The 13431-nt window shown below is 36.5% G+C and carries 11 protein-coding genes; 10 read left to right on the top strand and 1 reads right to left on the bottom strand.

The annotated features are described in order from the left end of the window. The 9 genes from RQ907_RS04275 to RQ907_RS04235 all read left to right on the top strand — a co-directional run. Positions 1–559 (top strand): hypothetical protein (locus RQ907_RS04275; protein WP_311492157.1); only part of this gene is annotated, 559 nt, incomplete at its 5' end. After that, positions 559–1851, top strand: coding sequence for a serine hydrolase (locus RQ907_RS04270; protein WP_311492156.1), 1293 nt, complete (start codon positions 559–561; stop codon positions 1849–1851). The genes RQ907_RS04275 and RQ907_RS04270, both read left to right, overlap by 1 nt. Positions 1852–1885: 34 nt before the next feature. Continuing rightward, positions 1886–2779, top strand: coding sequence for an RluA family pseudouridine synthase (locus RQ907_RS04265; RefSeq protein WP_311492155.1), 894 nt, complete (start codon positions 1886–1888; stop codon positions 2777–2779). Between the two features lie 143 nt (positions 2780–2922). Then, positions 2923–3885: a class II fructose-bisphosphatase gene (gene glpX, locus RQ907_RS04260; protein ID WP_311492154.1), complete on the top strand. Its 963-nt coding sequence runs from the start codon at positions 2923–2925 to the stop codon at positions 3883–3885. A gap of 305 nt (positions 3886–4190) precedes the next feature. Then, positions 4191–6920: a preprotein translocase subunit SecA gene (gene secA, locus RQ907_RS04255; protein WP_311492153.1), complete on the top strand. Its 2730-nt coding sequence runs from the start codon at positions 4191–4193 to the stop codon at positions 6918–6920. 1 nt (position 6921) lies between these two features. Beyond that, positions 6922–8035, top strand: a protein-coding gene (prfB, locus tag RQ907_RS04250; protein ID WP_311492152.1) for a peptide chain release factor 2 whose coding sequence is annotated in 2 segments (ribosomal slippage) — positions 6922–6996 and positions 6998–8035 — 1113 coding nt in all. Because the reading frame shifts where the segments join, the coding sequence is not laid out codon by codon here. Between the two features lie 42 nt (positions 8036–8077). Then, entirely contained in the window at positions 8078–9163 is a 1086-nt protein-coding gene (gene trpS / locus RQ907_RS04245) for a tryptophan--tRNA ligase (protein WP_311492151.1), read from the top strand. A gap of 2 nt (positions 9164–9165) precedes the next feature. Then, on the top strand, positions 9166–10464 hold the full coding sequence (locus tag RQ907_RS04240; RefSeq protein ID WP_311492150.1) for a sodium-dependent transporter: 1299 nt from the start codon (positions 9166–9168) through the stop codon (positions 10462–10464). A 180-nt stretch (positions 10465–10644) separates the two neighbouring features. Beyond that, positions 10645–11949, top strand: a complete 1305-nt coding sequence (locus RQ907_RS04235) for a sodium-dependent transporter (RefSeq protein WP_311492149.1) — start codon at positions 10645–10647, stop codon at positions 11947–11949. 83 nt (positions 11950–12032) lie between these two features. On the opposite strand, the gene RQ907_RS04230 is transcribed toward RQ907_RS04235, so the two are convergent. Beyond that, entirely contained in the window at positions 12033–12713 is a 681-nt protein-coding gene (locus RQ907_RS04230; RefSeq protein WP_311492148.1) for a phosphoribosylaminoimidazolesuccinocarboxamide synthase, read from the bottom strand. 180 nt (positions 12714–12893) lie between these two features. Between RQ907_RS04230 and purE the strand changes: the two genes are divergently transcribed. Beyond that, complete coding sequence (gene purE / locus RQ907_RS04225) at positions 12894–13373, top strand: 5-(carboxyamino)imidazole ribonucleotide mutase (RefSeq protein ID WP_311492147.1); 480 nt, start codon at positions 12894–12896, stop codon at positions 13371–13373. The last annotated feature ends 58 nt before the right edge of the window (positions 13374–13431 follow it).

Below are 13431 nucleotides of genomic sequence, written 5' to 3'. Positions count from 1 at the left end.
ATTTGAATTTTGCTTGTATTATACAACAATTTACACATTAGCTGATGAAGAAATTTATGATATAGATGGATATTTTATAGACGATAGCAAAAAGATTGTAAATAGTCTTATTAAAAAAGGCTATATTTATTCAGGTGAAGATGGTTTTACTCTTACAGAAAAATCTGATGCTGTTTTCAAACACATGGGTGGTCTTTTTGCCAACACTATGGAAAAAAATGAGGCTGACTATGATAAGCTTTTAACCTGTGTCAATAATTATTACGACGCAAGTGAAACCCTTGATGAATTTACAGATAATTTTGCCTATAGGTTTAGCTTTGAAGACTTTGATATAAATGAAAAGTTAAGTGATGAAATAGATGAATACAGTCTTGGAGTCCCTTTTGATAAGGCTATTTGCGCCCTCATTGGCAAAAAATTTTCAAATCCGAAAGTCCTCCACATTAGAGATAAGGGAGACTATATTGAAGTGATTTTTACCACCGATGATTACAAGGACCAGACCCTAGCAGGCTACCTAAATAAAAATGGGATAAATGAAATTGTGGAGGATTAATGAAAAAATTTTTTAAACTTGCATTAGTAATATTTCTGATAAACTTATCTTTAGTCGGCAAGGCTTTGGCAAATGAAGATGACGAAATATTAAAAAATGACCTTTACCAGGCTATAAAAGAAACAGTTGACGGGAAATTATCTTACCAGGTAAATATCAAAACAGTCTACGGACCAAGCGATATCAATATTTACATGGCAAATACAGATAAGGATAAGCTCCCATCTGCATCAACCATTAAGCTTTTAATAGGCCTTAGCATTTTGGATAAAATTGACAAGGGCCAGCTGGCTTACACTGGAGATATTAAAAGGGACTTGGACTTAAGTTTGAGATTGTCAGATAATGATGCGACAAACAGGCTAATTGAGGTTGTAGGAGGCTTTGATGTAGTAAATTCTTATATCAAAACTTTTACAAAAAAATCTAGAACCAGGCTAAACAGGTTGATGCTAGGACCTGGCAAGGACAATACAGCCAACGCCCAGGACCTGGCTTGTGCCCTTTACGAAATTTATAGAAATCAAAGCACCCTTGGCAAAGATATGGCAAATTCTCTAGCTAATTCATCTACAAAGAGGGTCAAACTTTTAAAAAACATCAATCCAGCCTATAAAACCTTCAATAAAACGGGAGAGCTTAACCAAATTCAAAATGACGTAGCCCTTGTAGAAACAAAGTCTCAGGCCTTTATAATCAGCGTAATGACTGAAAATGAAAATTATATGGATACCTATAAGCAAATCCTGCTTTTAAATAAGTTGGGAGAAAAAGTTGCCAAAGCCTATGAAAGATATGAAAATTCTTACAAAAAAAGAGGGGAAGAAAGGGAAGCGAAAATCATGGCAAAGCTAGATACTCCCGAGAAAAAACTCGCCTATGCTATCTATAAAACCCAAGTATTTTTAAAGGCAGGAAAGATTTTACTAGAGGCTAAGCAAGATAATATTGACCAAATGCGACCAAAGCTTATAGGGAAAATGAATGAAGCAGAAGAAATTTTAGACCAGGCTAAAAAAGTATTAGTAAAAAATTCTAAGGAAGAAATTACAAGTGAAGAAGACTTTACTGTGAACCTTGTAAGGCTAATTTATACAAACAAGGACATAAATTCTGAGCTAAATAAAAACCTTGCCCTAGCCTTTTACAAAAATATGGCAGCAGTTAAGGCAGGGGAAATTCTCTTAAGTGAATCCCCAAAGACAAGTTTAAATATAAGAAGGCCCCTCCTCAAAACCATCAAAGAATCAGAAGAAATTTCTAAAAATATGGATAAGTTTTTTTCCAATTAAATGCAGAAAATGAAAAATCTAATATAATACAAACATGATATTAATAGCAGATGACCTAATAAGAGTTGATAAATACATATCTGACGAACTTGACGAAATACCAAGGGAAAAGATAAAAGATTTTATCAAAGCTTCTTTAATAAAAGTAAATAATGAAAAAGTAAAACCTTCAACCAAGCTTAAGATGGGCGATGAGATTTTTATAGATGATTCACTTTTTGAAGTGGCAGAGCTTGTCCCAGAGGATATTCCCCTTGAAATTGTCTACGAAAATGATGATTTTGCTGTAATTAATAAGCAAAAAAACCTCATAGTCCACCCAGCGGGTTCCATTGTGACAGGTACTTTGGTAAATGCCCTTCTTTTTAAATACGGCTACGATGGCCTATCCCACATTGGTGGAGAAGATAGGCCGGGGATTGTCCACAGGCTTGATAAGGATACAACAGGCCTAATGGTAATAGCGAAAAATAATGAATCCTACCGTTATTTAAAAACTCTTTTTGAAACCAGACAGGTTCATAAGGAATACTTGGCTATAGTTTTTGGAAATTTCGATCAAAAGAGAGGTAGAATAGAAAACTTCATGGGTAGGGATCCTCATAATAGGAGGAAGATGGCTGTTCGCCCAAGTGGGAGAAAGGCCATTTCAGAATACGAGGTCCTAAGCGAGGTTGATGGCTTTAGTCTAGTGAAGGTTCATATTATAACAGGTAGGACCCACCAGATTAGGGTCCACATGACAGATTTAAACCACCCACTCTTGGGAGATCCTGTCTATGGCAACTATAAACACAAATTTAAGCTAGATTATCCCTTGCTCCACTGCACCCACCTTGCCTTTAAAGACAAAAATGGCAAGGAGATGGTATTTGATAAAAAAGCACCGGAAGACTTTGAAAAGTACAAAAAAATATTGGGATTATAGGAAAGACCTGATTTACAGGTCTTTTTTATGGGAAAATATTTTTCATCTTGCCTAGAATTATTAAAATAAGTCTTGTCATGGGGAAAAATGACGGTAACATGATTTTATCAGAGAAACGATTGCAAAAATAATAAGGAGATATGATGAATAGAGATCTAGGTATCAATTTATGTCGTGTAACTGAAGCAGCTGCTCTTGGCTCTGCCAAATTTTTGGGTCAGGGCAAGAAAAATGAATCTGACAATATTGCTGTTGACCAAATGAGGGCAATGTTTTCCTACCTTGGGATAAATGGCAAGGTTGTAATAGGAGAGGGAGAAATTGATGAGGCACCTATGCTTTATATTGGCGAGCAAATTGGCGATCCAAAGGCAAATGACCAGGTAGATATAGCTGTAGATCCAATTGACGGTACAACTTCCCTTTCAAATGGTACTAGCAATTCGATTTCTGTTATAGCTGTAGCTCCAAAAGGTTGTCTTTTAAATGCTCCTGATGTTTATATGAACAAAATAGCTGCAGGTCCAAAAGCCAAGGGAATTATTGATATAAACAAACCTGTTAGGGAAAATATAGAGAATGTTGCCAAGGCTCTTGGAAAAAAAGTTGGAGATGTGACTGTTTCTGTTCTTCATAGGGAAAGGCATGAAAAATTAATCGAGGAAATAAGAGACGCAGGGGCGAGGATTTCAATGGTAGAAGACGGAGATATCCTTACAGCTATTGCAACCTGCATATCAAATGGAAAGATTGACCTAATCATGGGTATAGGTGGGGCTCCAGAAGGAGTAATCGCAGCGGCAGCTCTTAAGTGTTTGGGTGGAGATTTCCAAAGTACCTTTGCTCCATCAGATTATAAGCAAGTTAAAAGATGTTTGGAAATGGGTGTGGATTTTGATAAGGTTTATAAAATCGAAGACTTGGTAAAGGGTGATGATGTTATATTTGCAGCGACAGGTATAACTGACGGTACTCTATTAAAGGGAGTTTCCTTTATGAATAACAACATGGCCTCAACTCATTCTCTTCTTTTAAGGCTTCCAAGCGGTACAATTCGCTATATAGATTCTATTCATAAGTTAGATCAAAAATTAGATCAAAAGTAATATATTTTTCAGGTGATGTTCAGAATAGATAAATCTGTTCTGCTCATCACTTTTTTTTATGTTAGTACTTTTGCAACAGCCTCTTTTTTAAGTTAAAATTGACTTTTCTTAATAAATTTGATTGAATAAATCATTAAAAGCTATTATAATGTATAGTGGATTAAAATATTTATCGGTTATTTTACGAAATTAAAATTTAGTTTATGTCTAGAAAAATACTCGCCTAACTTGGCTTTATTAACTATATTTGATTGAAATTTTGTATAATAAGGGTAGGATAAGTGAAGAATTGGAAGGTGAAAAATTTGGCATTATTTAATATATTTAAGTCATTTAGTCAAAAAGAAATCGAAGAAAATCAAAAGTTAGTCGATAAGATTTTAGCACTAGATGAAGATATGCAAAAGTTAACTGATGAACAGTTACAACATAAAACAATTGAATTTAAAGAAAGATTAAAAAACGGTGAGACCCTTGATGACCTCTTAGTGGAGGCCTTTGCTGTAGTTAGAGAAGCAAGTTACAGGGTTTTAGGAATCAAGCACTATCCAGTGCAACTTTTAGGTGGTATTGTACTACATAATGGACAAATCGCAGAAATGAAGACAGGTGAAGGTAAGACTCTTGTAGCAACACTTCCATCTTATCTTAATGCTCTATCTGGCAAGGGTGTTCACGTAGTAACAGTAAACGACTACCTAGCTAAGCGTGACCAAGAGTGGATGGGCAAGGTTCATACCTGGCTTGGTCTATCTGTAGGTTGTATTATTTACGGACTTACAAATAGCGAAAGAAGAGAAAATTATAACGCAGATATTACTTATGGTACTAACAACCAATTTGGTTTCGATTACCTAAGAGATAACATGGTTATTTATAAGGAGGACATGGTTCAACGTGGCCTAAATTACGCGATCGTAGACGAGGTGGACTCAATCTTAATAGATGAGGCTAGAACACCACTTATTATTTCAGGTCAAGGCGATGAATCTACAGATACCTACCAAAAGGCAAATGAATTTATCCAAACTCTTGAAGGTAGGATTCTAGACCCTAATGAAGATGCGGATATAGACCCATTTGATAGGGAATTTAAGGTAGAAGACGTTGACTTCCTTGTAGATGAAAAGAGAAAATCATCAAACCTTACTGAAAAGGGTACAAAAAAGGCTGAAGAATTCTTTGGTATAGAAAACCTATCTGATACAGAAAACCTAGAATTATCTCACTATATCAACAACGCCCTAAAAGCAAATACAACAATGACAAGAGACATTGACTACGTTGTAAACCACGGTGAAGTTGAAATTGTAGACGAATTTACAGGTCGTATCATGCAAGGTAGGAGATTTTCAGATGGTCTTCACCAAGCTATAGAAGCTAAAGAAGGTGTGGAAGTAAAGGCAGAAAGCAAGACCCTTGCTACAATTACTTTCCAAAACTACTTTAGAATGTATGCTAAACTATCAGGTATGACTGGTACTGCAAAGACAGAAGAAGACGAGTTTGACGAAATCTATAAGCTTGACGTAGTTGAAATTCCAACCAACAGACCGGTTCAAAGAATAGATGATAATGACCACGTTTATATAAATGAACGCGGTAAGTTTAATGCAATCATAAAAGAAATCAACGAAGTTCATGCTACAGGCCAACCAATCCTAGTAGGTACAATTTCAATCGAGGCAAGTGAAAGACTTTCAGCTGCCCTTAAAAAAGCAGGTATTACCCATACAGTCCTAAACGCTAAAAACCACGAGAGAGAAGCAGAAATTGTTGCCCAAGCAGGTAGGTTAGGCGCTGTTACCATCGCAACCAACATGGCAGGCCGTGGTACAGATATTACCCTAGGTGGTAACGTAGATTTCATGGCTAAACAAAAACTAAGAAGAGAGGGAACTAGCGAAGAATTAATCGAAGAAGTTGACTCATTCTCAGCAACAGATAACCAAGAAATCTTAGATGTTAGAAAGAAATTTAGACACTACAAAGACCAATTTAGACCAGGCATCAAAGAAGAAGAAGCTAAGGTAATTGCGGCAGGTGGTCTATATATAATCGGCTCTGAAAGACACGAGTCAAGACGTATCGATAACCAGCTAAGAGGTCGTTCAGGCCGTCAGGGAGACCCAGGTAAGTCAAGATTCTTTATATCTCTAGAAGATGATTTGATTAGACTAAACGGTGGTGAAGCTGTAGCTAAATTTGTTCAAAAAGCAGATTTTGATGAAAATGAACCTATAGTTTCTAGGATGGTTACAAGGTCAATTGAAAAGGCTCAAACAAGGGTAGAAGCAAACAACTTTGCCACCAGAAAAAGAGTCCTTCAATACGACGACGTTATGAACAAACAAAGAACAATCATCTACAACGAAAGACGTGAAGTTCTTATGGGCGAGGATATGAAGGAAACAATCATAGATATGATTAAGCAGGTAATCAAGGATGCTGTTTATACCTTCACAAATCCTGAAGTTAAGCCTGAAAATTGGGAAATGACAGCCCTACTTAACTACCTAAATGGTCTAGGTGTGCCTGTAACCCAACTTCATTTTGAAAATATCAATTCTTACACCCAAGATAACCTAATTGACTACATTACTCAGGCAAGCCTAGCTAAATATGCTGATAAGGAAGCAAGCTTCGGCCCTGAAAACATGAGAGAAGTCGAAAGGGTAATCCTTCTTAGGGTAATAGACCAAAAATGGATGGACCACATAGATGCAATGGATCAAATGCGTAAGGAAATCGGCGTTAGGGCTATGGGCCAAGAAGACCCAGTTAGGGCCTACACTAACGAAGGTTTTGACATGTACGAAGAAATGACCAGGGCAATCCTTGAAGATACTGTAAAATACATGATGAATGTAGAAATCAGACAAAATATCCAAAGAAAGCAAGTTCTAATCCCAGAAGAAGCAAGCCATGAGGATATAACAGGTCCTTCTACAGACGAAGAAGATTATGAAGGTTTAAACAGGGCAGAACGTAGAAGACTAGATCGTGAAGCCAAGAAATCAACTGTAAAGAAGTAATATGAGAGAAATATTTGAACTAAAAGAAGAAATTAAAAATCTTGAAGAAACTTTATCCCTAGTCGGAGACAGTCTTTGACCCGGCTAGGCTTAAAGAAGAAATAGATAAGCTCCAAAAGGAATCGATGAGTCCAAATTTTTGGGATGATTCAGATAAGGCGCAAAATGTGATGGCGACCCTTTCTGATAAGAAAGAAGATTTAAAAGCCTACACAGATATAGAAGATGCCATAAAAGATAACAAAGATTTAATCGACCTAGTGGAATTAAGTGATGAAGAAGAACTTGCCACCCTAGAAGAGGTTGATTCTAACCTTAAAAAAATAAAAAAAGACCTAGGAACTTTGAAGTTAAAAACCCAACTTAATGGAGAATATGACAAAAACAATGCCTACCTCTCCATAAATGCTGGTGCAGGCGGTCTTGAAGCGACAGATTGGGCCGATATGCTCTTTAGGATGTATAAGAGATATTGCGAAAACAGGGGCTTTAAGGTTGAGGTTAAGGACTTAAACAACGAGGAAGCAGGTGGGATAAAATCTGTAACCCTCCATATAAAGGGTCCTTATGCCTACGGTTATCTTAAGGGAGAAAAGGGAGTCCACAGACTTGTAAGGATTTCGCCATTTGACAGCCAATCAAGACGTCACACTTCTTTTTCTTCGGTAGATATATTTCCTGAATTAGACGAAGATACATCTATAGAAATCGACCCATCAGACCTAAGGATAGATACCTATAGGGCAAGTGGGGCAGGTGGTCAGCACGTAAATAAGACTGACTCAGCAGTAAGGATTACCCACATACCAACAGGGGTGGTCGCCACTAGCCAGGCTGAAAGAAGCCAAATCCAAAATAGGGAGACTGCTATGAACCTCCTTATATCAAAGCTAATTCAGATAAAAGAAGAAGAGAAAAAAGAAAAAATAGAAGATATCCAGGGAAGCTATTCGCAAATCGCCTGGGGTAGCCAGATAAGATCTTATGTTTTCCAACCCTACACCTTGGTAAAAGACCACAGGACAAACTATGAGGTGGGAAATGTAGATGCGGTTATGGATGGTGACATTCAAGGCTTTATAGATGCTTATCTAGCAAAAAATGAAAATAAATAGGGAAGCACAAGCTTCCCCTTTTTCACATGAAAAGGAGAAATTATGGGAGATATAATATTAACAGGCGACAGACCAACAGGTAGACTTCATCTCGGTCACTATGTTGGTAGTCTACGAAATAGGGTAAAGATGCAAAACGAAGGCTCTTATGACAAGATGTATGTCATGATTGCAGACAGCCAGGCTTTAACAGATAATTTTGACAATCCTCAAAAAATTCGTGAAAACCTTATCGAGGTTGCACTTGATTATTTAAGTGTAGGCATAGATCCAGAAAAAGTTAGTATTTTTATCCAATCACAAGTTGAGGAGTTAACAGAACTTACCTTTTATTTTTTAAATTTGGTTACACTTTCAAGACTCGAAAGAAACCCGACTGTAAAATCAGAAATAAAACTAAGAAATTTTGAAACCAGCCTTCCAGCAGGTTTCTTGATTTATCCTGTAAGTCAAGCGGCAGATATTTTGCTCTTTGATGCTAATGTTGTTCCTGTTGGTGAAGACCAAGAGCCAATGCTTGAGCAAGCTAGGGAAATTGCAAGGAGCTTTAATAATATCTATGGTGAAACTTTTGTAGAACCAGAAGCAGTTTTGCCAGAATCTAAGATGGCACGCCGTATGCCTGGAATTGATGGGGCAGCTAAGATGAGTAAGTCACTTGGGAATGCTATTTACCTTGCAGATGACAAAAAAACTGTCAAGAAAAAAGTCATGTCTATGTACACAGACCCATACCATATAAATATCGATGACCCTGGAAAGGTTGAGGGAAATATTGTTTTTACCTACCTAGACGTATTTTCAAATGACAGCCACTTTGAAAAATATTTACCGGAATACAAAAATCTTGATGAATTAAAGGCCCACTACAGAAGGGGTGGACTTGGAGATGTTAAGTGCAAGAAGTTTTTAATCAAGGTTCTCGAAGAAGAATTAGAGCCAATTAGGGCTAGGCGTGCTGAATATGAAAAAAATATTGAGGGCGTTTTTGAAATCCTAAAGAAAGGTACAGCTGATGCAAGAAACCAGGGAGCTGAAAAATTAAGAAAGGTTAAGGCTGCCATGGGAATTAATTATTTTGAAGATTCTAATCTTATAAAAGAAATTCAAAATAAGTATAAGGATTAATTATGAAGCTGCCAAAGACTAAATCCAAAACAATCTTTGTCCTATCTGCCACGGGTTCTGCGGTGGGTATGGCAAATGTTTGGGGTTTTCCTTATAAATTTCATAAGGGCGGGATATTTTTTCTGATTTTCTACCTGATTTTTATTTCGATTTTTTCCTATGTTGGCTTATCTAGCGAATTTGCCATAGGAAGGATGATTAAAGGTTCGGTTGTAAAATCCTACAAGAAAGCTATAGAAACAACCCGTCCTGAATCAAAAGTCGCGAAGATTTATGGTTATTTTCCTCTGCTGATTTCCCTAATTATGGCTGTAGGCTACACAATTATTGTATCTTATGTTGCCAAGGCCCTTGTGGATACCATAAATGGGAAACTTTTGATAACACCACCTTTTGTTTGGTTTGAAGAATTTTCATCTAGATCTTTTGCTGTTATGGAAGTTCATTTGATGATTATTGTCCTTGTAATCTTGATAAGTCTTGGTGGTTTTAAATCTATTCAGTGGCTAAACTCGATTTTAATGCCGTCAATGATAGTTATTTACATCATAGTTTTGGTTAAGATGTTAACGCTTCCACAAATTGGTGAAGGCTATAAGCTTCTTTTTAGGTTTGATATAAGAGATTGTAATATTGGCACAGCCATTTCTGCCTTGGGTGATGCCCTATTTGCCCTTTCTATAAATGGTTTTGGCATGGTTTTTGTGGGTAGGATGCTGACTGATGATCACGATATAGTTACAGACTCCAAGCTAACAGCTTTATTTGATACTATAGTTGCTCTTTTATCGGCCTTTATAATTGTGCCTTCGATTGTAGTTTTTTCTATGCATGAAGCTGGTGGTCCGGCCCTTATTTTCCAAATCTTACCTAGTATTTTTAATTCAATGAGGATTGGAAGAGGTTTTGCAATTTTATTTTACATGGCAATTATAATGGCAGGTTTGACTTCGCTTCAAACTATTTTCGAATCGATTGCCCACACCTTGAATCAAGAATTTAAGATGAATGATAAAATAGCCCTGCTTTTAGTTGGTACTACTGTCCTGCTTTTGGGGGTAGACCTTCATCCACTTGCCAAGTGGGCAAGTCTCATGGATATGACCATTTATTACCTAATTCCACTTGGAGCTATGCTCGGAGCTGTGGTTTGGTTTTATATTATGGATTCAAATGTTCTCCTTAAGGAAATTAATAAGGGTGCTAAGCATAAAAAATCTATGATTTATATCAAGATTGGTAGGTATCTTTACACACCACTTGTCGTCATAATCTGTATAGCATCGATTTTATTTCATTAATTTTTACTTTTTTAGTGCATTTATTGCTAATAATTTACTAAGTGTATCTATAAATCTCCTATCTTTGTAGGAGATTTTTTTTCTTGATTTATTTTAAATTTCGGTTATAATTAGATTATGCTTTAAAGTGATATACCAACAAAGAAAATAAATAAATATAATGAAAAAAGGAGAAAAAAGATGAATAAATTTAGTTCGAAATTAGGATTTATCCTCACGGCAGTTGGCTCTGCAGTCGGTATGGCAAATGTGTGGGGCTTTCCATATAAGTTTCAAAAAGGTGGCATAGTTTTTTTAATTGCCTACATATTTTTTGTAAGCGTCTTTGCTTACTGTGGTCTTGCAAGTGAGTTTGCAGTGGGTAGATATGCTCACACAGGAACTCTAGGTGCCTACCAAAAGGCATTTAAAAGCCGCAAGGAAGATACAATTACAGGCAAATTTATAGGCTACATTCCACTTATTGGCTCACTATTGATTGCGATTGGTTATGCAGTAATTGTTGCCTACGTCTTAAAGGCCTTGGTAGATTCTTTAACTGGTTCGCTTTTAACTGTAGATACCACAAGTTATTTTGATAGTTTTTCTTTAAGACCTTTCTCGGTAGTGCCTTACCACTTTTTTATTATAGCTATCACCTTGCTTTCTTGTATTGGTGGTGCATCTACTATTGAAAAATCAAATAAAATTATGATGCCAGCCTTCTTTGTACTTTTTGTAGTTCTTGCTATTAGGATTCTAACCCTTCCTAATGCCTTTGAGGGATACAAGTATATGTTTAGGTTTGATAGAGAAATGATAAATTGGGGAACAATTCTTCAGGCTATGGGCCAGGCGTTTTTCTCCTTATCAGTAACTGGTTCTGGTATGCTAGTTGTAGGTGCTTATCTTTCTGATGATGAAGACATAGTTTCATCTTCAAAGATGACAGGATTTCTTGATACAGTTGCTGCTATGTTAGCGTCCTTTGTAATGATTCCGGCGATTATCGTCTACAACATGGACCAGGCAGGTGGACCTGGTTTACTTTTCCAAGTCTTACCTACAATCTTACAGGATATGGGCTTTGGTAGAGTTTTTGCAATTATTTTATACGTAGCAGTTGTCTTTGGTGGTATATCATCCCTTCAAAATATGTTTGAAGTAGTAGCAGAATCTCTCATGCAAAGACATCCTAAATTAAAACGTAATCTTGTTTTATTTTTGATAGGACTCGTGGTTTTTGCTATAGGTGTAAATATGGAAATGATTAGCAGTTGGGGACCATTTATGGACTTTATCTCAATCTATGTTATCCCAATAGGAGCTATGATTGGTGCTGTAACTTGGTTCTGGATATTGAAAAAAGACCAACTTCTTGGTGCTATTAACTTAGGTTCTAAAAAACAATACGGAAATACTTGGTATAATATTGGTAAATTCCTATATGTACCCCTAGCAGTTATTCTATGTTTAATTGCAGTAATATTTAGAATATCATTTTAAAAAAAGAGCAGGCACTTGCCTGCTTTTTGTGTTGGAAAATTACAAAAAATCCCTCTAGGCAAAGTGCCAGAGGGATAAATTTTTTATTTTAAAACTAGTTCTGAAAGTTTGAGTGGTTCGATATATTCATCGCCTTTAAAAACTCTCATATTTCCACCAGAAATTTCATCGATTAGGATGATTTTACCATTTTCATCTACGCCGAATTCTAGTTTTATATCATAAAGGTCAAGACCTTTTTCTTTAAGAATGTCACGGATTAGACCACAAATTTCTTTTGTAAGTCTTTTTAGCTCTTCGCATTGGTCGGCTGTCGCAATATTTAGGGCTTCTAGGCAGTCTTTAGAAATTGTAGGATCGCCTGCAGCATCGTCTTTGATTGTTATTTCAAAAAATGCGTCTAGTGGTGCACCTTCTTCTATGTATTTGCCATATCTTTTGTAAAAAGAACCTACTGCTCTGTACCTGCAGATAAATTCAAGACCCTTGCCGAAAACCTTAGCTTTTTTTACTTCCATAGTGTTTTCATCAACATTTGCAGCAACATAGTGGGTTGGGACATTTTTTTCATTTAATTTGTTAAAGAAAAATTCTGTCATCCTTAGTCCAGCCTTGCCTGCACCGTCAATTGAAAGTCCGACTTGGTTTTCACCTGGATCAAAAACTCCGTCCTTGCCTGTAACGTCGTCTTTAAATTTCATCAAGATGTTGCCATTATCTAGGCTGTAGATGTTTTTTGTCTTGCCTTTGTAAATTAAATCCATTATTTTCTCCTTATTCTTTTGCAATAATGATATAAATTTATGACATTCTTACAAGTAAATTTTATTTACTTAGGAAAATTTGTCAAGGACAGATGAAAAATTTTTTATTTAACTTTTACCATTGAAAAAAATAATAAAATAGATATACTAATTTTGTAGAAGAAAAGATAAGGAGTTAAAATGTCAAAAATAGCTGTCATAATGGGTTCAAAATCTGACTACAAGACTATGAAAGAATGTTGCTCTGTGCTGGATAAGTTTGGCATAGACTACGACAAGAGGGTTGTTAGTGCGCATAGGACACCTGAGTTAATGGTTGACTTTGCGAAAAATGCCAGGAAGAATGGCTACAGCCTAATCATAGCTGCTGCTGGTGGTGCTGCACATTTGCCAGGTATGGTTGCTGCGTCAACTACTCTACCTGTCATTGGTGTTCCAATAAAATCATCCACCCTAAACGGTGTTGACTCGTTGCTTTCGATTGTTCAAATGCCATATGGCGTACCAGTTGCGACCATGGCTATAGGCGAGGCAGGAGCTAAAAACGCTGCTATCACTGCCCTTGCGATTCTTGCTATCAATGATGAAAAATTAGCAGAAAAGTACAGGGACTTTAAAATTGAATTAGAAAATATAGTAAAGGAAGATATGAAAATATGATCAAGACTATATTACCAAAAAGCACTATCGGTATAATCGGTGGCGGCCAACTTGGACG

Origin of the sequence: uncultured Anaerococcus sp. (assembly GCF_963510575.1) — a bacterium.
Taxonomy (GTDB): domain Bacteria; phylum Bacillota; class Clostridia; order Tissierellales; family Peptoniphilaceae; genus Anaerococcus.
This window is presented reverse-complemented; position numbering and strand designations above follow the sequence as displayed.

Coding starts and splice junctions, on each gene's coding strand:
- RQ907_RS04270 (WP_311492156.1), top strand. CDS start 559: ATGAAAAAATTTTTTAAACTTGCATTAGTAATATTTCTGATAAACTTA.
- RQ907_RS04265 (WP_311492155.1), top strand. CDS start 1,886: ATGATATTAATAGCAGATGACCTAATAAGAGTTGATAAATACATATCT.
- glpX (WP_311492154.1), top strand. CDS start 2,923: ATGAATAGAGATCTAGGTATCAATTTATGTCGTGTAACTGAAGCAGCT.
- trpS (WP_311492151.1), top strand. CDS start 8,078: ATGGGAGATATAATATTAACAGGCGACAGACCAACAGGTAGACTTCAT.
- RQ907_RS04240 (WP_311492150.1), top strand. CDS start 9,166: ATGAAGCTGCCAAAGACTAAATCCAAAACAATCTTTGTCCTATCTGCC.
- RQ907_RS04235 (WP_311492149.1), top strand. CDS start 10,645: ATGAATAAATTTAGTTCGAAATTAGGATTTATCCTCACGGCAGTTGGC.
- RQ907_RS04230 (WP_311492148.1), bottom strand. CDS start 12,713: ATGGATTTAATTTACAAAGGCAAGACAAAAAACATCTACAGCCTAGAT.
- purE (WP_311492147.1), top strand. CDS start 12,894: ATGTCAAAAATAGCTGTCATAATGGGTTCAAAATCTGACTACAAGACT.